The sequence below is a fragment of the Mycolicibacterium novocastrense genome (genome assembly GCF_001570485.1).
In the GTDB taxonomy this organism is placed as follows: Bacteria; Actinomycetota; Actinomycetes; order Mycobacteriales; family Mycobacteriaceae; genus Mycobacterium; species Mycobacterium novocastrense.
On sequence record NZ_BCTA01000036.1, the window covers coordinates 609,919 to 631,840 of the forward strand.

The 21,922-nt window shown below is 67.3% G+C and carries 17 protein-coding genes; 3 read left to right on the forward strand and 14 right to left on the reverse strand.

Annotation, left to right across the window (positions count from 1 at the left end; translation table 11 throughout):
• The first annotated feature begins 61 nt into the window (after positions 1–61).
• On the forward strand, positions 62–586 hold the full coding sequence (locus RMCN_RS16070; protein WP_064414841.1) for a hypothetical protein: 525 nt from the start codon (positions 62–64) through the stop codon (positions 584–586).
• A gap of 5 nt (positions 587–591) precedes the next feature.
• On the opposite strand, the gene trmD is transcribed toward RMCN_RS16070, so the two are convergent.
• The 5 genes from trmD to RMCN_RS16095 all read right to left on the reverse strand — a co-directional run bounded on the left by trmD (position 592) and on the right by RMCN_RS16095 (position 3,320).
• Positions 592–1,269, reverse strand: a complete 678-nt coding sequence (gene trmD / locus RMCN_RS16075) for a tRNA (guanosine(37)-N1)-methyltransferase TrmD (protein ID WP_067390868.1) — start codon at positions 1,267–1,269, stop codon at positions 592–594.
• A 1-nt stretch (position 1,270) separates the two neighbouring features.
• Positions 1,271–1,786 carry a ribosome maturation factor RimM gene (gene rimM / locus RMCN_RS16080; protein ID WP_067390871.1) on the reverse strand — a complete coding sequence of 172 codons (516 nt, stop codon included), beginning with the start codon at positions 1,784–1,786 and terminating at the stop codon, positions 1,271–1,273.
• 9 nt (positions 1,787–1,795) lie between these two features.
• The gene (locus RMCN_RS16085; protein ID WP_003881089.1) at positions 1,796–2,038 is read right to left on the reverse strand and encodes an RNA-binding protein; all 243 of its coding nucleotides are present in this window, start codon (positions 2,036–2,038) and stop codon (positions 1,796–1,798) included.
• Positions 2,039–2,046: 8 nt separating this feature from the next.
• On the reverse strand, positions 2,047–2,610 hold the full coding sequence (gene rpsP, locus RMCN_RS16090) for a 30S ribosomal protein S16 (RefSeq protein ID WP_064414838.1): 564 nt from the start codon (positions 2,608–2,610) through the stop codon (positions 2,047–2,049).
• 293 nt (positions 2,611–2,903) lie between these two features.
• The gene (locus RMCN_RS16095) at positions 2,904–3,320 is read right to left on the reverse strand and encodes a nuclear transport factor 2 family protein (RefSeq protein WP_067390874.1); all 417 of its coding nucleotides are present in this window, start codon (positions 3,318–3,320) and stop codon (positions 2,904–2,906) included.
• Between the two features lie 32 nt (positions 3,321–3,352).
• Between RMCN_RS16095 and RMCN_RS16100 the strand changes: the two genes are divergently transcribed.
• Positions 3,353–4,231 (forward strand): D-alanyl-D-alanine carboxypeptidase family protein, encoded by an 879-nt coding sequence (locus tag RMCN_RS16100; RefSeq protein WP_067390877.1) that lies wholly within the window; start codon positions 3,353–3,355, stop codon positions 4,229–4,231.
• Between the two features lie 73 nt (positions 4,232–4,304).
• Positions 4,305–5,150 carry a D-alanyl-D-alanine carboxypeptidase family protein gene (locus RMCN_RS16105; RefSeq protein WP_067390880.1) on the forward strand — a complete coding sequence of 282 codons (846 nt, stop codon included), beginning with the start codon at positions 4,305–4,307 and terminating at the stop codon, positions 5,148–5,150.
• A 69-nt stretch (positions 5,151–5,219) separates the two neighbouring features.
• Here RMCN_RS16105 and RMCN_RS16110 read toward each other — a convergent pair whose 3' ends face one another.
• The 9 genes from RMCN_RS16110 to smc all read right to left on the reverse strand — a co-directional run bounded on the left by RMCN_RS16110 (position 5,220) and on the right by smc (position 21,918).
• Entirely contained in the window at positions 5,220–6,308 is a 1,089-nt protein-coding gene (locus RMCN_RS16110; RefSeq protein WP_064415017.1) for a metal-dependent hydrolase family protein, read from the reverse strand.
• A gap of 7 nt (positions 6,309–6,315) precedes the next feature.
• Positions 6,316–7,884 carry a signal recognition particle protein gene (ffh, locus tag RMCN_RS16115; protein WP_064416712.1) on the reverse strand — a complete coding sequence of 523 codons (1,569 nt, stop codon included), beginning with the start codon at positions 7,882–7,884 and terminating at the stop codon, positions 6,316–6,318.
• Positions 7,885–7,953: 69 nt separating this feature from the next.
• Positions 7,954–10,422 carry a [protein-PII] uridylyltransferase gene (locus tag RMCN_RS16120; RefSeq protein WP_064414833.1) on the reverse strand — a complete coding sequence of 823 codons (2,469 nt, stop codon included), beginning with the start codon at positions 10,420–10,422 and terminating at the stop codon, positions 7,954–7,956.
• Between the two features lie 74 nt (positions 10,423–10,496).
• Positions 10,497–10,835 (reverse strand): P-II family nitrogen regulator, encoded by a 339-nt coding sequence (locus tag RMCN_RS16125; RefSeq protein ID WP_018600748.1) that lies wholly within the window; start codon positions 10,833–10,835, stop codon positions 10,497–10,499.
• A gap of 33 nt (positions 10,836–10,868) precedes the next feature.
• A complete protein-coding gene (locus tag RMCN_RS16130) occupies positions 10,869–12,233 on the reverse strand; it encodes an ammonium transporter (protein WP_064414832.1) in 1,365 nt (454 codons plus the stop codon).
• A gap of 181 nt (positions 12,234–12,414) precedes the next feature.
• A complete protein-coding gene (ftsY, locus tag RMCN_RS16135) occupies positions 12,415–13,773 on the reverse strand; it encodes a signal recognition particle-docking protein FtsY (protein WP_201028851.1) in 1,359 nt (452 codons plus the stop codon).
• A gap of 64 nt (positions 13,774–13,837) precedes the next feature.
• Positions 13,838–15,064, reverse strand: coding sequence for a glycosyltransferase (locus RMCN_RS16140; RefSeq protein WP_067390887.1), 1,227 nt, complete (start codon positions 15,062–15,064; stop codon positions 13,838–13,840).
• Between the two features lie 2 nt (positions 15,065–15,066).
• Positions 15,067–18,255 carry an ATP-binding protein gene (locus RMCN_RS16145; protein ID WP_067390890.1) on the reverse strand — a complete coding sequence of 1,063 codons (3,189 nt, stop codon included), beginning with the start codon at positions 18,253–18,255 and terminating at the stop codon, positions 15,067–15,069.
• Positions 18,256–18,330: 75 nt separating this feature from the next.
• On the reverse strand, positions 18,331–21,918 hold the full coding sequence (gene smc, locus RMCN_RS16150) for a chromosome segregation protein SMC (RefSeq protein WP_201028841.1): 3,588 nt from the start codon (positions 21,916–21,918) through the stop codon (positions 18,331–18,333).
• Positions 21,919–21,922 lie beyond the last annotated feature (4 nt).

Here is a 21,922-nt window from a genome sequence, read left to right on the forward strand (position 1 = left end):
AAAGTCGGCGGAGAACCGCGAAAAAGCACCTCGCGCCGCGAGAATCCGGCACGCTGCGTTGATGACTCCAGCCGAACACCTGCCGCACATCTCGCGCCGGGCCGCACTCGGTGCGCTCGGCCTCGGTGCCGCGGCCGTCGCCACCGCTCCGCATGCCGCGGCTCAGCTCGACCAGGGCTATGAGGCGATGTTGATGAAATGCATCGACCCCCGGTTCACCACCAACACGTGGAAGTACATGTCCGGCCGCGGCTGGCAGAACAACTACAGCCAGTTCGCCTTCGCCGGCGGACCCGTCGGCGCGGTCGCCCCCGCGTTCGCCGGCTGGCACGAGACATTCTGGGACAACCTCGCTATTTCGGTGGACCTGCACTGGCTGACGCGGTTGATCGGTATGGCGCACCGCGACTGCGGCGCGGCCGCGGCGGCCTACGGCGACCGGGTGCTGACCGACAAGGCGTACGAGACCGAGATGCTGTCGGGAGCGTTGCGGGCATTCCGCGACGAAGCCGGCCGGCGTCAACCCGCGCTCGTCGTCGAACTCGGCATCATGGATCTGAACGGAGTCGTCGAAGTCGTCACCTGACGCGCTCAGTCGAGCAGGTCGGGTCGACGCTCGCGGGTGCGCTTCAAAGCTTGCTCGCGACGCCAGGCGGCGACCTTGGCATGATCACCGGAGAGCAGGATCTCGGGCACGTCGAGACCTCGCCAGCTGGGTGGCCGCGTGTAGCTTGGCCCCTCGAGAAGCCCTTCGGAATGCGAATCCTGTTGATGGGACGCTGGATTGCCGAGAACATCGGGCAGCAACCGCACAAGGGCCTCGATCATCACCAGTGCCGCCGACTCGCCGCCGGGCAGCACGTAGTCACCGATCGACACCTCCTCGACGCGCATGCGGCGGGCCGCGTCGTCAACGACGCGCTGATCGATTCCCTCGTAGCGTCCACACGCGAACACCAGGTGCTGCTCGGCCGCCCAGCGCTCCGCGTCGGCCTGTCGGAACAGCCTTCCCGCGGGCGTCGGCACCACCAGAAGCGTTTCGGTCGAACAGATCTCGTCGAGCGCCTCACCCCACACCGGCGCCTTCATCAACATGCCCGGTCCCCCGCCGTAGGGTGCGTCGTCGACCGACCGGTGCACATCGTGCGTCCAGCGCCGCAGGTCGTGCACCTCGAGCTGCACGAGGCCGGACTCGATCGCCTTGCCGGGCAACGACTGTCGCAGTGGTTCGAGGTAGGCGGGAAAGATCGTGACGACGTCTATTCGCATGTCAGATCTCCAGCAGGCCTTCCGGCGGATCGATTTCGATGAGCTCATCGGCCAACGACACCGACGTCACGATCGCGCTGACGAACGGCACCAGAACTTCGCGTTCGTCACCGTGGACCGCGAGCAGCTCACCGGCGGCCGTATGCAACACCTCGGTGACGGTGCCCACGTCGACGCCGCCCGTCGTCCGCACCCGCAGGCCCTCGAGCTGGTGGTCGTAGTACTCGTCGGGGTCGTCGATCGGCGGCAGTTCCCGCGAATCGACGAGGAACACGATGCCGCGCAGCGCGTCGGCGGCGTTGCGGTCGTCCACGCCGTCGAACCGGACCAGCAGACGGCCACCGTGTTGACGGACCGACTCGATCGTGTATTGGCGCTCCGTGCCGCCCTTGGCGGGGCGCCCGCGCAGCGACGTCCCTGCTGCGAACCGCGCGTCGGGATCGTCGGTGCGGACGTCCACCACCACTTCACCGGTGATGCCGTGCGCTTTGACGACGCGCCCGACCACGAGGTCCATGCTGACCGGCTACTGGTCGGTGTCCACCACGTCGACGCGGATACCGCGGCCGCCGATTCCGGCGACCAGCGTGCGCAGCGCGGTCGCGGTGCGCCCACCGCGTCCGATCACCTTGCCCAGGTCATCCGGGTGCACGTGAACCTCGACGGTGCGTCCGCGCCGGCTGGTCACCATGTCGACGCGGACGTCGTCCGGGTTGTCGACGATTCCGCGCACCAGGTGTTCGACCGCGTCGACGACGACAGAACTCACGGCCCAACTCAGCTTTCAGTGGCGCCGGCGACGGTGGCGTCCTCGCCCTCAGCCGGGGGCTCGGACTGGTCCTTGGCGGGCGCCGGATCGGCCTGGGCCTCGGCCTCGACGGCCTTCTGATCCGACTCGTCAGACGCCTTGCCGGAGTCCTTATCGGAGGCCTGCGCGGCCTTCTTGGCTGCGGGTGCCTTCTTCTTCTTGGGCTGGGTCGCCTCGGTGCTCGGACCGCCCTCGGCCTCCGCGAGCGCCGCGTTGAACAGGTCCAGCTTGCTGGGCTTGGGCTCCTTGACCTTCAGCGTGCCTTCCGCACCGGGCAGACCCTTGAACTTCTGCCAGTCACCGGTGATCTTCAGCAGTGCGAGAACCGGTTCGGTCGGCTGGGCGCCGACGCTGAGCCAGTACTGGGCCCGCTCCGAGTCGATCTCGATGAGGCTGGGGTCTTCCTTCGGGTGGTAGCGGCCGATCACCTCGATGGCGCGGCCCTGACGGCGGGTGCGCGCGTCGGCGACGGCGATGCGGTACTGGGGATTGCGGATCTTGCCAAGCCGCGCGAGCTTGATCTTTACAGCCATGTGCTACGTCTTCTCCTGTGATTGCCACGCTGGCAATTCAGCGATCGAAGCGGGTTGCCTCGGCCCGGTTTTGCCCTGCGCGTGTGACCGCCGCAGAAGCGCCCGGCGAAAGATCGCTCAGAACGGGTCCTGCGGTAGACAGCCGCCTATTGTGCCAGAACAGCCCCGACCGGGAGAAATCCGCTGCGGGCACCCCTCCAGGCGGGCTTGATGGGTTGATCGCGGCCGTCGTCGATGTAACCGAGGGATCTTCGGACGCGACGTCGCCGACATCGGGTTCGGCGGGGGCACGCTCAAACGAGTTTGTCGAAGCACTTCTCCTCGACCCGCTTGCTCATGCGCCAGCCCTCGGCGGTGCGTACGAATTCGTCGACGTACCAGATCCCGACGAAGTAGATCTGGCCCTCACCGCCCATCACCATCGGGTTGAAGCAGATCGCGCGGGACGAGCCGGTGTCACCGGTGATGCGGATATCGACGTTGCCCAGCATGTGGTAGTAGGCCGGGAAGTTGGGCAGCACGTCCTTGAGCCACGCCTTGACCTCCGGGAAGCGGCCGTCGATGCCGCCGGTCACGCGGTAGTCGATGTAGGCGTCCGGCGTGAAAACCCGGTCGAGGTCGTCGAATCGCTTCTGGTCGATGGCGCTCGAGTAGTCGATCAACAGCTGCTGTATTTCGAAGCGGTCGGAAATCTCCTCGAGGCTCAACATGCGTCGATTGAACACGACTAGGCTGCCTGCCCATGCGGAAGCTCTTGATCTGCTTGACCACTGTGTTGTGCCTGGTGGCCTTCGGTACATCCGGCGCCACCGCCGCGCCAGTCGGCATCAGCCAACCGTCGGGTTCGGTACCGATCCCCGAGGGCCCGGCCCGGGCATGGGTGCTCGCCGACATGGACACCGGTGCGGTGCTGGCCGCGCGCGACGAGTACGGCCAGTACGCGCCGGCCAGCACGATCAAAGTGCTGCTGGCGCTGACGGTCCTCGACGAACTGCCGCTCGACGCCACCGTGGTCGCCAACGAAGCCGACACCCGGGTGGAGTGCAACTGTGCGGGCGTCACACCCGGCATGGTCTACACGACGCGGCAACTGCTCGAGGCGATTCTTCTGGTGTCGGGCAACGACGCCGCCAACACGTTGGCCACCATGCTCGGTGGTTACGACGTCGCCGTGACGAAGATGAACGCCAAGGCCGCCCTGCTCGGCGCCCACGGCACCAACGCGGCGTCACCGTCGGGCCTCGACGGCCCCGGCATCGACATGTGGTCGTCCCCGCATGACCTGGCGGTCATCTTCCGCGCCGCGATGGCGAACCCGGTGTTCGCCTCGATCACCGCTGCGCCGACGGCCGTCTTCCCCACCAAGAGCGGCGACAAAGTCCTGGTCAACCAGGACGAGCTACTCAAGCGCTACCCGGGCATGCTCGGCGGGAAGACCGGGTTCACCGACCGCGCCCAGAAGACGTTCGTCGGCGCCGCCCAGCGCGACGGGCGCCGGTTGGTCGTCGCGCTGATGTACGGCATGGATAAGCCCGGTCAGCCGACCTACTGGGATCAGGCGTCCAGCTTGTTCGACTGGGGTTTCGCGCTGAGTCCCGGCGCCAGCATCGGCGCGCTGTGATCACCGGTTAAGTTGCTCGATCGCAACGCATCCGAGACCGGAACACCGAACCCCGCCGATACGCTCGGCGGTCATGCGAAGCATGTCGGCTGCGTTGGCCATCGCGCTGACTTGCGCAACGACCCTGGCCATCGGCCTAGCCGCACCCGCCCCGGCCCAGCCGCGAGGCGAACCGTCGGGCGCTGTCGCGCTGCCCGACGGGCCTGCTCAAGCCTGGGTGCTCGCTGACGTCGATTCGGGTCGAATCCTGGCTTCGCGCAATCCCTATGAGCCCCATGCACCCGCGAGCACTATCAAGGCGCTACTCGCGATGGTGGTACTGGACCACCTGCCGCTGAACGCGGTGATCGCAGCAAGGCCGGCGGCCGCTGACGTCGAATGCTCTTGTGCCGGAGTGAAAGCCGGGCGCGCCTACACCGTGCGCCAACTGCTCGACGGGCTGATGTTGGTCTCGGGTAACGACGCCGCCAACGTTCTGGCCGACGGTCTCGGTGGTTACCGCGTCGCGGTGGCGAAGATGAACGCCAAGGCGCAGTCCCTGGGCGCACGCAGCACACGTGCCTCATCGCCGTCGGGGCTCGACGGCCCCGGCATGGAGTCGTTCACCACCGCCAGCGACCTCGCGCAGATCTATCGCCATGCGCTGCGGTATCCCGTGTTCGCCGCGATCGTGCGCCAGCCGTCGTCGTTGATCCCGACCGACAACGGCCCGAAGACGATCACCAACCAGAACCAGTTGCTCGAGCGGTATCCGGGCACGCTCGTCGGCAAGACCGGCTACACCAACCTGGCTCGCGACACGTTCGCCGCCGCCGCCCAACGCGGCAACCGCCGATTGGTGGTCGCGCAGCTGTACGGCAACGGAGACCTTTACGGTCAGGCGATCAAACTGTTCGACTGGGGCTTCGCCCAGCCCTAAATTCCGCGAGCGACCGCGTTTGCGCACGACACGCCGCAGGTTCACGGCATTTTGCGGTCGCTCGCGAGCTCAGGAAAAGATGCGGCCGCGCAGGATGACCAGATCCGGGCGGGTGAGGACGGCGGCGCCGTTGCGCGGATCCTCGGCGTAACACACCAGGTCGGCGGGTGCGCCGTGTTCCATGCCCGGCCGGCCCAGCCACTCGCGGGCGCTCCAACACGCCGCGCCCAGGGCTTGCGTCGGCGTCATCCCGATACCGGTGAGCGCCTCGATCTCGTCGGCGATGCGGCCGTGCGCGACCATGCTGCCCGCATCGGTGCCCGCATAGATCGGCACCCCGGCCTCCCTGGCCGCGGCGATGCGCGGATAGCACTTCTCGTGCAGGTCCCGCATGTGCTTGGCGTATTTCGGGTACTTCGCGGCGCCGTCGGCGATGCCCGGAAAGTTGGCGATGTTGATCAGCGTCGGCACCAGCGCAGTGCCGTACTCGACCATCAGGTCGATGGTGTCGTCGGTCAGGCCGGTTCCGTGCTCGATGCAGTCGATCCCCGCCTTGATCAGCCCCGGCAGCGCGTCCTCGCTGAACACGTGCGCGGTCACGCGGGCGCCGTTGTCGTGCGCGGCGTCGATCGCGGCCTTGAGCACGTCGTCGGACCACAACGGCGCCAGGTCGCCGACCTCGCGGTCGATCCAGTCGCCGACGAGCTTGACCCACCCGTCGCCGAACCGCGCCTGCTCGGCCACCGCCTCGGGTAGCGCGGATTCGTCGTCCAATTCGATCGCGAACCCGCGCTGATAGCGCTTGGGTCTGGCGAGGTGGCGGCCCGCGCGGATGATCTCCGGAAGATCGTCGTGGTCGGCGAGACTGCGGGTGTCGATCGGGGAACCGGCATCACGCAGCAGCAGCGCACCGACATCGCGTTCGATCGCGGCCTGCTCGATGCAGTCGTCGAGGTTGTCGAGCGGGCCGTGATCGCCGAGACCCACGTGGCAGTGCGCGTCGACGAGCCCCGGCAGGATCCAGCCGCCATACCCATCAGCACCGAAGACCGTCTCTGCGCCGCTGACCGGTTCGGCGCTGAGCACACCACCGTCGATCCACCACTCCACCGGTTGCTCGTCGGGCAGTCCGATGCCGCGGACATGAAGAACGGGCAGCGTCACGCTACTTCTGGCCCGGGAACTTCAGCTTGGACAGATCGATGTCGGCGAGCCCGGGCGGGAGCTCGTCGAGACCCTTGGGCATATCGGACAGGTCGGGGAAACCCGCGGGCATACCCGGCATTGCGGCGCCGAGGGGATTCCGCACCTTCGGCGGAGTCGGGCCCCGGCCCGACTTCTTGTTCTTTCCGCTCTTCTTCTTGTTCTTGCTGGTCTTGCGAGAGTTCTTGCGGCCGAATGGCATTCCCATCTGGCCGGCCATCTGCGACATCATCTTGCGGGCCTCGAAGAACCGCTCGACGAGCTGGTTGACCTCGCCGACGGTCACCCCCGACCCGTTGGCGATGCGCAGCCGGCGCGACCCGTTGATGATCTTGGGGTCGGCGCGCTCCTCGGGCGTCATACCGCGGATGATCGCTTGCAGCCGGTCGAGCTGTTTGTCGTCGACGGCGGCCAGCGCATCCTTCATCTGGCCCGCGCCGGGCAGCATGCCCAGCAGGTTGCCGATCGGGCCCATCTTGCGGATCGCCAGCATCTGCTCGAGGAAGTCCTCCAGCGTCAGTTCGCCACTGCCGATCTTGGCTGCGGCCTCTTCGGCTTTCTGGGCGTCGAAGACCTGCTCGGCCTGCTCGATCAACGACAGCACATCGCCCATGCCGAGGATGCGGCTGGCCATCCGGTCGGGGTGGAAGACGTCGAAGTCCTCGAGCTTCTCACCGCTGGAGGCGAACAGGATCGGCACGCCGGTGATCTCGCGGACCGAGAGCGCTGCACCGCCGCGGGCGTCGCCGTCGAGCTTGGTCAACACCACCCCGGTGAACCCGACGCCCTCGCGGAACGCCTCGGCGGTGGTCACGGCGTCCTGGCCGATCATCGCGTCCAGGACGAAGATCACTTCGTCCGGATCGACGGCCTGCCTGATGGCGGCGGCCTGGCTCATCAGCTCGTCGTCGATGCCGAGGCGGCCCGCGGTGTCGACGATGACCACGTCGAAGTGCTTGGCCTTGGCCTCGGCCAGGCCGGCGGCCGCGACCGCGACCGGATCACCGGGAGCCGCGTCCGGTGCGCCGTCGGCCGACACCCCGGGGTGGGGCGCGAACACCGCGACGTCGGCGCGCTGGCCGACGATCTGCAGCTGATTCACCGCACCGGGCCGCTGCAGGTCGCAGGCCACCAACAGCGGCGTATGCCCTTGTACACGAAGCCATCTCGCGAGCTTGCCGGCCAGGGTGGTCTTACCCGAACCCTGAAGACCGGCCAGCATGATCACCGTCGGCGGTGTCTTCGCGAAGGCCAGCGGGCGGGTCTCACCGCCGAGGATGCCGATCAGTTCCTCGTTGACGATCTTGACGACCTGCTGGGCCGGGTTGAGCGCACCGGACACCTCGGCGCCGCGGGCACGCTCCTTGATCCGGTTCACGAAGGCGCGTACGACGGGCAGCGACACGTCGGCTTCCAACAGCGCCAACCGGATCTCGCGGGTGGTCGCGTCGATATCGGCGTCGGTCAGCCGCCCTTTGCCGCGCAGGCCCTGCAGGGCCCCGGTCAACCGGTCGGACAGGGATTCAAACACGACGTCCAGCCTAATGGGAGCCGGCAGCGGGGCGCCCGAGCAGGGCGTGCGCCGCGGAAACGGGCGTGATCAGCTCGCCTCGGACACCGGTTTCGGGGGCGGCGGCGCGGGCAGCACCGCATACAGGTCGCGTTCGATCTCGTCGCGCACGCCCTCATCGGCGGTGATGCCGAACAGGTCGACCACCGAGGAGCCCATGGTGGTGACCTTCGCCCACGCGATGTCGATGCCGTCGCGCTCGAACACGGCGGTCAACCTGGCCAGCAGGCCCGCGCGGTCGGTGCTGCGGATCTGCACGACCAGTTCCCCTGATCGGGCACCCTGTGACCACAGGACACGTGGTGGCGCGGTCACGTGGTTGATGGGGACTGCGGCAGGTACCTCGCCGGCGCGCGACGTGCCGTGTTGCGCTGCCTCGCGTTCACGGCGATCCAGCGCCTCCTGAACGTCGAGTTCACCCTCGAGCGCGAGGATGAACTGCTGGCGCAGGACCTCAGGCGCGGGTGGGGACCCGAAATGCGGAGAGACGACGAATGTGTTGATCGCCGAGCCCTCGTGACCGTTCACCGAGGCGGAGTGGACACGCAACGAGTTCAGCGCGAGCACGCCCGCCGCCTTGGACAGCAGGCCCCGGCGGTCGGGGGCGATGACCGTCACGTTGTAGATCTGCGGGCTGTCCCCCGGCGACAGCTCGAGATGAACACCCACCTGCTTGGCGAGCGAAAGATACCGCGGCTCAATAGGATCCGGTTGCGGTAGGGGCTCCCCCGCCATCACCATCCGGCAGCGGTGCGCGAGATCGCCGATGAGCGAGGCCTTCCAGTCCCCCCAGACGCCGGGTCCGGTCGCCAACGAGTCCGCTTCGGCCAGCACGTGAAGCAACTCCAGCAGGACGAGGTCACCGTCGAGGGTCTCGACCACCGCCGAGATCGTGTTGGGGTCCTGAAGGTCGCGGCGGGTCGCGGTGTGCGGCAGCAGCAGGTGGTGGCGGACGATCTTCGACAGAATCTCGACATCCGACGGCCACATCCCCAGCCGGGTCCCGATCTGAGTGGCCAGCTCCGCACCGATGACGCTGTGATCGCCACCGCGTCCCTTGCCGATGTCGTGGCACAGCGCGCCCAGCATCAGAAGGTCCGGGCGAGCCACCCGTGTGGTGAAAGCGCTTGCCCGCGAGACCGTTTCGACGAGGTGCCGGTCGACGGTCCAGATGTGCACCACATCGCGCGGAGGGAGGTCGCGAACCGCACCCCATTCGGGGAACAGACGCCCCCACAGACCGGTGCGGTCCAGCGCCTCGATCGTGGCGACCGCCGACGGTCCGGCGGCCAGCATCACCAGCAGATCCTTGAGCGCCTGGCGCGGCCAGGGCGTGCGGAGTTCGGGGGCGGCCTCGGCGAGCCGCGACAGTGTCGAGGCCGCCATGGGCAACCCGGTGGTCGCCGACGCGGCGGCCACCCGCAGGATCAGGCCGGGATCGCGTTCGGGACGGGCGTCGCGCGCGAGGATGACCTCGCCGGCGAACTCGATGACCCCCTCGTCGAGGGGGCGGCGAGGCGGACGGCGCAATGCCGCAAAACCACGACGGGGAAGCGCGTTGGCTGCCGTGCGGATCCCCGCGTCGACGTAGAAGCTGATGGTGCGCGCGGCGTCGGACAGCATCCGGGCCAGATCGAAGCGGTCGCCGATGTGCAGAGCCGCACCGATCTCGTCGGCGTGTTGGGCGAGCAGCAGGTCGCGCCCGCGGCCGGCCACCCTGTGCAGTTCGGTGCGTACGTTGAGCAACGCCAGGTGGGCCTGCCCCAGCGACCCGAGCGGGGACGCCAACGTGTGGTTGGGATACACGTCGGCCAGTTGCGCGATCGCCAGTGCGTTGAGCAGTTGCACGTCACGCAGACCGCCGCGACCACACTTGAGGTCGGGTTCGGCCCGGTGCGCGATCTCCCCGCTGCGCTGCCATCGCGCCCGGGTGTGATCGACGAGTTCATCGAAGCGCGAGGCGATTCCGGTGCGCCACTGCCGACGGGCTCCCCCGATCAGCAGCGTGGACAGGTCCGCGTCACCGGCGATGTGACGCGCTTCCAGCATCGCCAACCCCGCCGAGATGTCCTCACCGGCCACCTTCAACGCCTCGGGTACCGTCCGCACACTGTGGTCGATGCGAATGTTGGCGTCCCACAACGGATACCACAACAGCTCTGCCACCTGACCGACCACGTCGTGCGGCATGTTGTCGTGCAACAGCATCAGGTCGAGATCGGAATGCGGCACGAACTCGCCCCGGCCGAGGCCGCCGGTCGCGACGATGGCGAAGCCGCTGGTCGGCGTGATGCCGATCTCGGTGGCCTTGGTGGTCAGCCAGAATTCGTGCAGATCTTGCAGTGCGTGGCGCAGGGCGGCCGAATCCAGTTGGCGGGCACCGCCTGTCAACAGTTGCTTGATCGCGGCGCAGAGGTCCGTCGCCGGACGAGACGAACCCGCCGCCGGCGCCACCCATTGAGGGGCGCCGGCGGCGGCCTGGGGTCTGGGCTCACTCATCTCGTCCTCTCCCCCTGTAAAACTGCTCACGGTGTGCGATCGGACGGAGACGAACTCTCAGCTCTGCAAGAGGCTCAAAGGGCGTCGGCTCCACGCTCTCCGGTGCGTACCCGGACCACGGTGTCAACGGGGCTCACCCACACCTTGCCGTCACCGATCTTCCCGGTTCGTGCGGCCTGGACGATGACATCGACAACCTTGTCGACGGCGGAGTCCTCGACCACGACCTCGACACGCACCTTCGGCACGAAATCCACGGAGTACTCAGCACCCCGGTAGACCTCGGTGTGTCCCTTCTGGCGGCCGTAGCCCTGAACCTCGCTGACGGTCATCCCGAGGATACCCGTCTGCTCGAGCCCGGTTTTGACGTCTTCGAGCGTGAACGGCTTGACAATCGCAGTAATCAGCTTCATGTAGTCGATCCCTTCCGAGGAAATTGTTGCCGATCAGACGAGCTCGTAAGCAGTTTCGGCATGTTCGGTTTCATCGATGCCGGTGTCTTCATCCTCCGGGGTGACGCGCCAACCCAATGGCTTGACGATAAAGGCAATGATCGCCGTCATGATGCCAGTGAAGATAACCGCGACCAAGGCGATCACCACCTGAACGACCAACTGCTGGAAGCCACCGCCGTAGAACAGCCCGGTCTCCATCGCCAGCAAGCCGATGCCCACGGTGCCCCACAAGCCCGCTACCAGGTGAACACCGACGACGTCGAGCGAATCGTCGTAGCCGAACTTGTACTTCAACCCGACCGCGAGCGCGGACAGCGCGCCGGCGATGACACCCAGGATCAACGACCCGATCGGCGAGAGCGAACCGCAGGCCGGTGTGATCGCGACGAGGCCGGCCACGACGCCCGACGCGGCGCCGACGCTGGTCGCATGCCCGTCCCGGATGCGCTCCACCAGCAACCAGCCCAGCATCGCGGCGGCGGTGGCGGCGGTGGTGTTGACCCAGACCTGGCCGGCGAGCATGTCGGCCGCGCCCTCGGATCCGACGTTGAAGCCGAACCAGCCGAACCACAGGATGGCCGCGCCCAGCATCACGAACGGAATGTTGTGCGGACGGTAGGCGACCTTGCCGAAGCCGGTCCGCTTACCCAGCAGAATCGCGAGCACCAGTGCGGCCATGCCGGCGTTGATGTGAACGACGGTGCCACCGGCGAAGTCGATCGGCGAGACGTTCGCGGTGCCTTCTTCGTCGACGCCGAACATCTTGGCCGCGATGCCGTTCTCAGCACCGGACAGCAGGCCGCCACCCCAAACCATGTGAGCGAGTGGGAAATACACCACCGTCACCCAGATCGCGCCGAACACCAGCCAGGTGCCGAACTTCATCCGCTCGGCCACCGCGCCGCTGATCAGCGCGACGGTGATGACCGCGAAGGTCAACTGGAAGCCCGCCCAGACGATTGCGGGCACGGAGCCGAATCCGCCCAGGACGTAGAGGGTGGTGCCGTCCACCTCCAGGGTCTCCAGAAGTGGGCTCAGCCCGAACAACGCGAATGGATTGTCGAAGATGCCCGCGATGTCGCTGTTGCCGGTGTGCGCCGACGCGAACGACATCGAGTAGCCCCACAGCACGTAGACGACGCTGACGACGCCGAGGGTTCCGAACGACATCATCATCATGTTCAGAACCGACTTCTGGCGCGACAACCCACCGTAGAAGAACGCGAGACCGGGCGTCATGAACAGAACCAGCGCCGCGGCGGTGAGCACCCATGCGGTGTCGCCGGAACTCAACCCGTCGGGGCCGAACGGCGCGAACGCATCATCGGGTAGGGCAAGGGGTAAGGCTGAAACCACTTTGTGTGAACCTCCTTGGGAAGTGCGCCGATCGGATCGGCCTCCCGAAGAGACTCTTCGGCTCGCGTTTCACCGGTGATTCTGTTCCGTTTCCACTAAGTGAACGGACACGCCCGAAGCGTTACGCTCGTGTTTCCACGCGGATCCAGCCGCCGCGCACAGCCTGTGCCGACGCGTCGGATCAGCCGAGCAGCGCGTCGACGAACGCCGCGGGCTCGAACGGAGCGAGATCGTCTGCGCCTTCGCCGAGTCCGACGAGTTTGACCGGAACGCCCAGTTCCTGCTGCACGCGGAAAACGATTCCGCCCTTGGCCGTACCGTCGAGCTTCGTCAGCACCACGCCGGTGATGTCGACGACCTCGGCGAACACCCTGGCCTGTGGCAGGCCGTTCTGGCCGATCGTGGCGTCGAGCACCAGCAGCACCTCGTCGACTTCGGCACGGCGGCTGACGACGCGCTTGACCTTGCCGAGCTCGTCCATCAGCCCGGTCTTGGTGTGCAGGCGTCCGGCGGTGTCGATGACGATGACGTCGGCGCCGTCCTTGATGCCCTCGTCGACGGCGTCGAAGGCCACCGAGGCGGGGTCGGCGCCCTCGGCGCCGCGCACCACGTGGGCGCCCACCCGCGACGCCCACGACTGCAACTGGTCGGCCGCGGCCGCGCGGAAAGTGTCGGCCGCCCCCAGGACGACGCGGCGGCCGTCGGCGACCAGGACGCGGGCCAGCTTGCCGACCGTGGTCGTCTTACCGGTTCCGTTCACCCCGACGACCAGCAGCACCGAGGGTTTGTCCGCGTGCGGCAGAGCCCTGATCGAGCGGTCGAGGTCGGGCTGCAGTGCATCGATGAGGACCTCGCGCAGTACCCCGCGGGCGTCGGCCTCGTTCCGCACCCGGCTGCTGGCCATCCGGGAGCGCAGCGCGGCGACCACCGACTCCGTCACCACGGGCCCCAGGTCGGCGATCAGCAGCGTGTCTTCGACTTCCTCCCACGACTCGTCGTCCAGGTCGCCGCCGCCGAGCAGCCCCAACATGCTGCGCCCGAGAGTGTTCTGCGACTTGGCGAGCCTGCCGCGCAGCCGCTCGAGCCGTCCTTCGGTCGGTGCGATCTCGTCGAGGACGGGCGCGGGTTCATCGACGACGGTCGCCGATTCATCGACGACGGGCGCCGGCTCCTCCACGACGGGGGCAGGCTCCTCGACGACGGGCGCCGGTTCGGGAGGCGCGGGAGCGGGGCGCTCCTCGACCGGCGGCTCGGGTAGTTGCACATCGGCGATCGGGCGCTTCGGTGCATCACGCGGAATCGTGGCGTCGTCGCCGACGGCGGGCAGGCCGGTGGTGTCGATCCGCTCGGCAGGCGCGGTCGGCGCAGATTGCGAGAACGTGATCCCTGATGAGGCGGTGTAGCCACCCGAACGGTCGATCTGCGTCGCCGTCTCGGTCTTCGACAGCCGGATGCGCCGGCGTCGATACCGCACCAGCCCGACGACGAGCGCGACGACCAATAAAACGGCGATGACCGCGATCGCGATCCACAAACCCATCGAGCCCACATCAGTCACGGCGCCATTGTCTCAGGATGGGTTGGGGGCTGGGGTTCACCCCGGCTCAACCGAATACACGTTGCTCAACGAGATCCGCTCCGCGTGCGACTCCGCCGGCGGCTTCGAACCCATCGGCCACCCGGCGTGCTCCGTCGGTCATCTTCATCGCTTGACGCACCTTTTCGCGCAGTCGCGGAGGCGATAGTCGCCTCGCAGGGAGGCGAGTGCCGCACCCCGCGACCTCCACCCGACGGGCAACTTCGAATTGATCACGCCCGTATGGGACCGCACACACCGGAACACCGCGAGCCAGCGCCTTTTGGGTCACACCCATTCCGCCGTGGGTTACCGCGCATACGGCACGGTCGAGGATCACTCCGTGCGGCAGAACCTCAGACAGCGTCGCGTTATGCGGTACTGCAACCCCATCACGTTGACCGGCCGGCATCGTCGCAATGACATGGACGGGCTCGTCTGCCAACGCACTCAATGCGGTGGGAACAAGATCGAAATCCGCTTGCTTCTCGCTCGATGAGGTGACGAGCACGATCGGCCGCTCTATGGCGGCCAGCCAATCCGGCTCCGTATCCTCGACGGGATCGAGGTCGCAAGGTCCGATCATCTGCACACCACCTCCCCAGACTGTCTGGGGGTATTGAAAGGGCTTGGCGGTCGTGATCATCATCAGTGGTGACCGCCTAAGAAACTCGTCGACCGACGCGATCGGAGCCACGCCGACATTCGTCCGGACCGCATTGATGCGCGGCAGCATGACGTTCTCGACTCCACTGAACACGAGAGCACGCACCGCGGCATCGCGGATTGCGCCGAGCGGACCCGCGAGCGGTCGGAGTCCGAGACCGAACGGAGGAACTCCTTGTGATCGCAGCGGCGGGATATAGGGCGACACACACGCCCACCGAACGTCGCCCGCTTCGGCTGCCGAGAATGCTCCCCAACTGTTCACGTCGACGATCAAACCGTCGGGCTTGACCAGCGCCACGGCCTCGGTCAGATCGTCGACTTCGAGCGCGGCACGCCGCGCGAAAGCCGCGGCCGAGAGCTTGAGCGCGGCAATCGGATTACGGCCTTTCCAATCGTCCATCTCGATCGCTTCGATCCGCGGGTCGATCGCGTCGGCGGTGAATCCCAGGCGTTTGGCGATGGCCACGCCTCCGGACAGCGTGCGCATGTGCACCGTGTGCCCACGGCTGCACAGTTCCGCCATCAAAGCGCCGATCGGCAGCAGGTGCCCAAGGGCGGGTGAGGTGTAGGCCAGCACCGTCGCCACGATCAACCCGCAGACCGCTCGACCGACTCGTTCACCATTCGCCGCGCATCCGCGATTCTCCCTTGAGCACTCAGTGTCTCGCACAACGCCAGGTATTCGGACGCGAACCCGGCGTAGCCGGCCGGGTCGCGGTGTGCCCTGGCCAACAGCGCGCGCGACCGGAGGCCCCAAAGATCCGCCGCGGGAAAGCCCGGATGCCAAGACCGCGAATCGGCCAGGAATCGACGTACCTCGTTGAGATCGTCAGCCGAACCCCGATCAATGAGCAATTCGACGAGAGCTTCCGCCGTCCGACAAGCGATGAGCCGGGATCCGTCGTTGATGTGAGCGGCGACCAGGGCGCGCAGATCGTCGATGGCTTCGTCTCGCTGCCCATTGCGGTAAGCGCCCACCGCCAGGTCCGCCCCGATCGTGCCGTCAACAATCGTGAACACCGAATACCTTCGCATGTTGGTTCGGGCTTGTCGGAGCAATGTCATCGCCTCATCACGCATCTCTTTGCCGGTGCGCAACAGCACAGTGCCGCAGGCGCTTTCCGCACAGATGATGCCGCAGATGCCACCGAACGATTCCGCACGCCGCAGGGCGTCAGACACCTCGTCGACAAGTTCGTCTGCGCGTAGCATGCCGACGGCGACCAGAATGCCGAGATAATTCAAGATGATCGCGTAGTTGGCAGGGTGAAGCGAGCGTGCCGTGTCGAGACCCTCTTGGAGAAGTGATCTTCCTCGCCGGTGTTCACCACGACAGATCGCGATGTACGCCGAGATCGACTTTGACACAGCTAGTTCCATTGTTGGCTCTTCTCGAGTCAGCGACACCATCTCCTCGATGACCCGCAGAGCGGCGTCGAAATCACAGTCTGTGAACCGCGCGAAGGCCACCGCTACGAGGATGATGCTCCGAGTGGCGGGGTCACAGTCCACCAGCGCCACCATCGCCTCTAGCTCGTCCGCCAATACCGCGGCGTCCCTGACGCATTTGTTGTTCAGAATCAGTGACATCACTCGACCGGCCGTTGCAAGCGCCAGCGACGTCACATCTCCGATGCGCGTCGTCAGGTCCCTTAGCTCTTGATACCGCTCGCCAGCGTCGTCGTCGCCCACGTAGAGCGCCGTCGAGATCAGCATGGTTCGCGGCGTGATCCGCATGGCGACGATGTCATCATCGTCCCCGGCCAACCGGTCGGCGATCCGTTGCGCGCTGTCCCACTCCGCCCGTGCGGCGGGAAGATCGCGGTATCGAAGCCATTCGGCGGCGCGCAGATGCCAGCGGTAAGCCCGGGTGAGCTCGCCGGCCGCCTCGAGGTGGGTAGCGATGAGCGTCGCGTTCTCACTGACACCTGGGTCGCGCTCCTCGATCGCGGTAGCCAGCCTGGCGTGCGCCAGCGCGCGTGTCGAGCCCAGCTGCGACTCGTATGCGACCGTCCTCACAAGTGGGTGTCGGAAGCAAAAGCGTTGACGGGGAACGAATTCCGTTTGATCAATCAACTCCGCGGAGACCAGATCGGCCAACTGGCGGGAATCCATCTCCGGAATCAGGATGTTCAGCGTCTCCGGATCGAAACGGGTGCCGATCACGGCCGCCGCGTTGAGGATCGCTTTGGACTCGGCGGACAATCGGTCGATACGAGCCGCCAGCACTGCCTGGGCTGTGGCCGGGACGGCGATCTCCTCGGCCGTGCTCGCGAGTCGGTAATCGCCGCGACTTCCCGACAACACACCGCGTCCGGCGAGATCGCGCACGATCTCCTCAGCGAAGAACGGATTACCTGCGGCTGCAACAGCGATCCTCTGCGCCATGCCCTCCACGGAAGGATCTCGACCGAGCAGTTGCCTGACCAGGCGAGCGGTGGTCTTGTCCGTGAGCGGTTGCAATGCGATGGTTCGGTGCGAATGGTGTCGCAGCGCGCCAGCATATTCCGGGCGGTACGTGATGACCATCGTCGTTGTCGTTGTTCCGAGCCTGGCCGCCACGTCCGCGAGAACGGCGTCGCTCGGCGCGTCGATCCAGTGCACATCGTCGACGAACAGAACGGTGCGCCATTTGAAGGCCCGTAGTGCGCCACAAATCGACGCGGCAAGCCTGCGCCGCCTGCCGTCGACACTGACGTGGATCACGTCCGCGGTCGGTTCAGCGATACCCATTGCTTCGAACAGGATGTTCGCGTCGGCGGAGTCCGGGGCGAGTTGGCCGTTGTACTGAGCGATCGTCTTCTGCCGCGCCTCGGAGTCACTCGCCTCCTGCACATCGAACAACGCGCGCAAAAGTCGGGCGAGCACGCGGAATGCGACGGCCGTGATGTGGGCCTCGCACCGAGCAGTGACAACCCGTACCGCCGGGCCCGCGACGACGGCACCGAACTCGCTGATCAGGCGACTCTTGCCGACACCCGGGGCGCCCACAATTCCAACCAGGGCGCCGCGGCTGGAATCGACGACGTCTCGAAGAAGGCGCAAATCATCATCGCGGCCGAGCATGAGGCCCTCGTTGCGGCCGACCACCCGGCGATCGGACTCGATAGCGAGAAGCCGGCGCGCCGGAACGCCCTCGCCGGCATTCTTCACGGCGATCGTTTCGACGGCCCCGAACCGGGCGGCGCCTTCGACCATCCGTGCCGTTGTCAGTGAGCACATCACACCCCCCGGTGGGGCCCCGGCCTCCATCCGCTGTGCCAGCCCGACGGGATGGCCGACCGCCGTATATCGACCTGGCCCCAAACCGATTTCGCCGACGATGGCGGCGCCCGAATTCAGCCCGATACGGAGTTTCAGGTCCACACCGTCCCGGCGATGGACCTCGTCCGCGAGACGTTCGGCGACCACTTGGATCTCCAGCGCCGCGATACACGCACGCAACGCATGGTCCTCCAGCGCCAGTGGGGCACCGAAAAGCGCCATCAGCCCGTCGCCGGTGAACTTGTCGACGGTGCCCTGATAGCGCTGGACCACCGCCGATGCTCCATTGAACAGCGAGTTCATGACTTCCTGTAGTCGCTCGGCGGTGAGGGTCGCCGCAAGGTTCATCGAGCCGACCACGTCGGCGAACAGTACGGTTATCTGTTTGTGCTCGCGCTTCGCGGCTGAGGGTGCGACCGGCGCGCCACACGCGTCGCAGAAGCGCGCAGTGGTCCGAAGGTCGTTGTCACACGCCCCGCATCGCTCACTTGCCGCAGTGGCCCGATCCGCCATCCCCCGAACCTTCAAGACCGTCAATTAACCATATGATGGTGCATCCGGCCGCTGTGCGGTTCGTAACGTCGAAACCTAGTTGGCCGCGCCGACCAGTTCCTGCCCCCGCATGCGCTGGCTGATGACCGCGGTGATGCCGTCGTCGCGCATGGTGACCCCGTACAGCGCGTCGGCGACCTCCATCGTCGGCTTCTGGTGGGTGATCACGATCAGCTGGGAACGCTCACGCAGCTGCTCGAACAAACTGATCAGCCGGCGCAGGTTCACATCGTCGAGCGCCGCCTCGACCTCGTCCATCACATAGAACGGCGACGGCCTCGCGCGGAAGATCGCGACGAGCATGGCCACGGCCGTCAACGACTTCTCACCGCCGGACAGCAGCGACAACCGCTTGATCTTCTTGCCCGGCGGACGCGCCTCGACCTCGATGCCGGTGGTCAGCATGTCGTTGGGGTCGGTGAGCAGCAGCCGGCCTTCTCCGCCGGGGAACAGCGTCGAAAACACCTGGGTGAACTCACGTTCCACGTCGGCGTAGGCCTCGGTGAATACCTGCAGGATGCGGGCGTCCACGTCCTCGATCACGTCGAGGAGGTCCTTGCGCGCCCCCTTGACGTCCTCGAGCTGGGTGGATAGGAAGTTGTAGCGCTCCTCGAGCGCGGCGAACTCCTCGAGCGCCAGCGGATTGACCCGGCCCAGCTCGTTGAGCTCTCGCTCGGCCTTCTTGGCGCGCCGTTCCTGCGTCGCCCGGTCGAACGGCATCGGGGCGGGCGCGGTGACCTGTTCGCCGCGCTCGCGCGCCTGCTCATACTCGGCCATCTCCAATTCCGTTGGCGGAAGCGGCACGTCGGGTCCGTACTCGGCAATGAGGTCGGCGGTCGCCATGCCGAACTGCTCGAGAATCTGCTCCTCGAGCTGCTCGATCCGCAGAGCGGCCTGCGCCTTGGCGACCTCATCCTTGTGCAGCGCCTCGGTGAGGCCGTTGACCTTGGCCGCGAGCTCGTTGACCTCGTCACGTGTCTTGGCCAGCGCGGCGGCCCGGTGCTGCCGTTCGGCGGCCACCTCGTCGCGGGCGCGCGAGGCCACCGCCACAACGGCGCTGAGCCGTTGCGCCACAACGCGACCCGATTCGGCCACCGCGGCGGCCACGGCCGCTGCATGCCGACGAGCCTCGCGGGCACGCGTGGCGCGCAGTCTGGCCTCACGTTCGGCGGCAGCGGCTCGGCGCAGCGAATCCGCCTTCCCGCGAACGGCATTCGCGCGCTCTTCGGCGGTGCGCACCGCCAGCCGGGCCTCCACCTCAGCGCCGCGGGCCGCCTCTGCCGCTGCCGTCGTCTCCTGCCGGTTGACGGGCTCGGCTTCGAACGTCGGCTCCTGCTGTGCGTTGTGCAGCCTCTGCTCGAGTTCGGTGAGTTCATCGACGGTGCGGGAACGATTGGCTTCCAGCTCATTTCGCTGCTGGATCAGCCGCTGCCATTCGTCGTCGGCCGAACGGGCGTCCTGACCGAGTCGACCCAACTGCTCGTAGATCGCCGAGATCGCCGCGTCGGATTCGTTGAGCGCGGCGAGCGCCTGCTCCGCGGCATCCTGACGGCTGGCCTGTTCGGCCAGCGCACCGGACAGCGCCGCCGACAGCTCGTTGACCTGCTTCTCGGCCTCGGCGAGCTCGGCGCGAGCCTTTTCGACCTCCGATGCGATCTCGAGCGTGCTGGGTTTGCGGTCGGACCCGCCGCTGACCCAGCCCGGGCCCACGAGATCGCCGTCGGTGGTGACCGCCCGCAGCGTCGGATGCGCTGCGACCGCGTCCAGCGCAGCCGCCAGGTCCGAGACCACCACGACGTCGGAGAGCATGGCCCTGACCGCGCCCTGCAACCGTGGCGGCGCCTCGACCAGGTCGACCGCGCGCACCGCGCCGTCGGGCAGCGACTGTGCCTGCGGTACTTCGCGGTTCGGCCAGTCACTGAGGACGATCGCCGCGCGGCCGCCGTCGAACTCCTTGAGCGCCGCGACCGCTGCGCGGGCGGCCCCCGGACTCTCGGCGGCCACCGCGTCGGCCGCGGCACCGAGCACCGCCGCAACGGCCACCTCGTAGCCGTTGCGCACCTTCAGCAGGTTGGCGACCGAACCGAGAAGCCCTGCGCCGCCGCGGTTCTTCTGCAGCCAGGCGGCACCGTCCTTGCGGTCGAGGCCGACCGACAGGGCTTCGATACGCGCGCGCAGCGAGGCCACCTGACGTTCGGCGCCGCGCTCGGCTGCTTGCAGTTCGGCGACCCGTTCGTCGGCGAGCCGCAGCGCGGCGACCGTCCGGTCGTGGTGTTCGTCGAGACCGACCTCGCCGGCGTCGAGTTCACCGACGCGGCTCTGCACGGTTTCGAACTCGGCCTGGGTCTGCTGCGCGCGGGTGGCGGCCTCGTCGATGCTGCCGGTGAGGCGGGCGACGGTTTCGTCGATCGATTCCACGCGGGTGCGCATCGTGTCGACCTGGCCGGAGAGCCGCGCCAGACCCTCGCGGCGATCGGCTTCGGCCCGCGCCGCGGCCAGGTGCGCGCGTTCGGCCTCGGCGGCGACGCGCTCGCGTTCAGCGAGTTCGGCGCGGGCCGCCTCGAGCTTGCCGCGCGACTCGGTCAACTCGCCGAGCAGCCGGCGCTCCTGTTCGGCGACCTCGTCGGCCTGGGCGTCCAGGGCGTCGGGATCCGGGCCCGTCGACGCCTCGGGCTCGGTGTCGAGATGCTGTGCGCGCTCGCTGGCGATGCGCACGGTCGCGCTGACGCGTTCGGCCAGGGCGGACAGCGCAAACCAGGTCTGCTGCGCCGCGTCCGCGCGTTCGCTGAGGCTGCTCACCGCCGCCTCGTGCGCGGCCAGCTCGGCGGTCTTGGCCTCCAGCCGCGTGGCGATCTCATCGTGTTCGCGCCGCAGCGTGGTCTCGGCCTGGTTGGTGTTCTCGAACTCAGCGCGGCGGGTGACGAGGTCGTCGGCGGCCAGCCGCAGCCGTGCGTCGCGCAGATCGGCCTGGATGGTCTGTGCGCGCCGGGCCATCTCGGCCTGCCGCCCGAGGGGTTTGAGCTGACGACGCAGTTCGGTGGTCAGGTCGGTCAACCGGTTGAGGTTGGCCGACATCGCGTCGAGCTTGCGGACCGCCTTTTCCTTGCGCTTGCGGTGTTTGAGGACGCCGGCGGCCTCCTCGATGAACGCGCGCCGGTCTTCGGGTCGCGACTCGAGGATCTCGGAGAGCTTCCCCTGTCCGACGATGACGTGCATCTCGCGGCCGATACCGGAGTCGGACAGCAGTTCCTGGACGTCCATCAGCCGGCAACTGCTGCCGTTGATCTCGTACTCGCTGCCACCGTCGCGGAACATCCGCCGGGTGATCGAGACCTCGGAGTACTCGATCGGCAGCGAGTTGTCGGAGTTGTCGATCGTCACCGTCACCTCGGCGCGGCCAAGGGGCGGGCGCGAGGACGTGCCCGCGAAGATGACGTCTTCCATCTTGCCGCCGCGCAACGTCTTGGCGCCCTGCTCCCCCATCACCCAGGTGAGCGCGTCGACGACATTGGACTTGCCCGACCCGTTGGGCCCCACCACGCACGTGATGCCTGGCTCGAAGCGCAGAGTCGTCGGCGAAGCAAACGACTTGAAGCCCTTCAGGGTCAGACTCTTGAGGTGCACGACG

Coding starts and splice junctions, on each gene's coding strand:
- RMCN_RS16070 (WP_064414841.1), top strand. CDS start 62: ATGACTCCAGCCGAACACCTGCCGCACATCTCGCGCCGGGCCGCACTC.
- trmD (WP_067390868.1), bottom strand. CDS start 1,269: ATGCGAATAGACGTCGTCACGATCTTTCCCGCCTACCTCGAACCACTG.
- rimM (WP_067390871.1), bottom strand. CDS start 1,786: ATGGACCTCGTGGTCGGGCGCGTCGTCAAAGCGCACGGCATCACCGGT.
- rpsP (WP_064414838.1), bottom strand. CDS start 2,610: ATGGCTGTAAAGATCAAGCTCGCGCGGCTTGGCAAGATCCGCAATCCC.
- RMCN_RS16095 (WP_067390874.1), bottom strand. CDS start 3,320: ATGTTGAGCCTCGAGGAGATTTCCGACCGCTTCGAAATACAGCAGCTG.
- RMCN_RS16100 (WP_067390877.1), top strand. CDS start 3,353: ATGCGGAAGCTCTTGATCTGCTTGACCACTGTGTTGTGCCTGGTGGCC.
- RMCN_RS16105 (WP_067390880.1), top strand. CDS start 4,305: ATGCGAAGCATGTCGGCTGCGTTGGCCATCGCGCTGACTTGCGCAACG.
- RMCN_RS16120 (WP_064414833.1), bottom strand. CDS start 10,422: ATGAGTGAGCCCAGACCCCAGGCCGCCGCCGGCGCCCCTCAATGGGTG.
- RMCN_RS16125 (WP_018600748.1), bottom strand. CDS start 10,835: ATGAAGCTGATTACTGCGATTGTCAAGCCGTTCACGCTCGAAGACGTC.
- ftsY (WP_201028851.1), bottom strand. CDS start 13,773: ATGGGTTTGTGGATCGCGATCGCGGTCATCGCCGTTTTATTGGTCGTC.
- RMCN_RS16145 (WP_067390890.1), bottom strand. CDS start 18,255: ATGGCGGATCGGGCCACTGCGGCAAGTGAGCGATGCGGGGCGTGTGAC.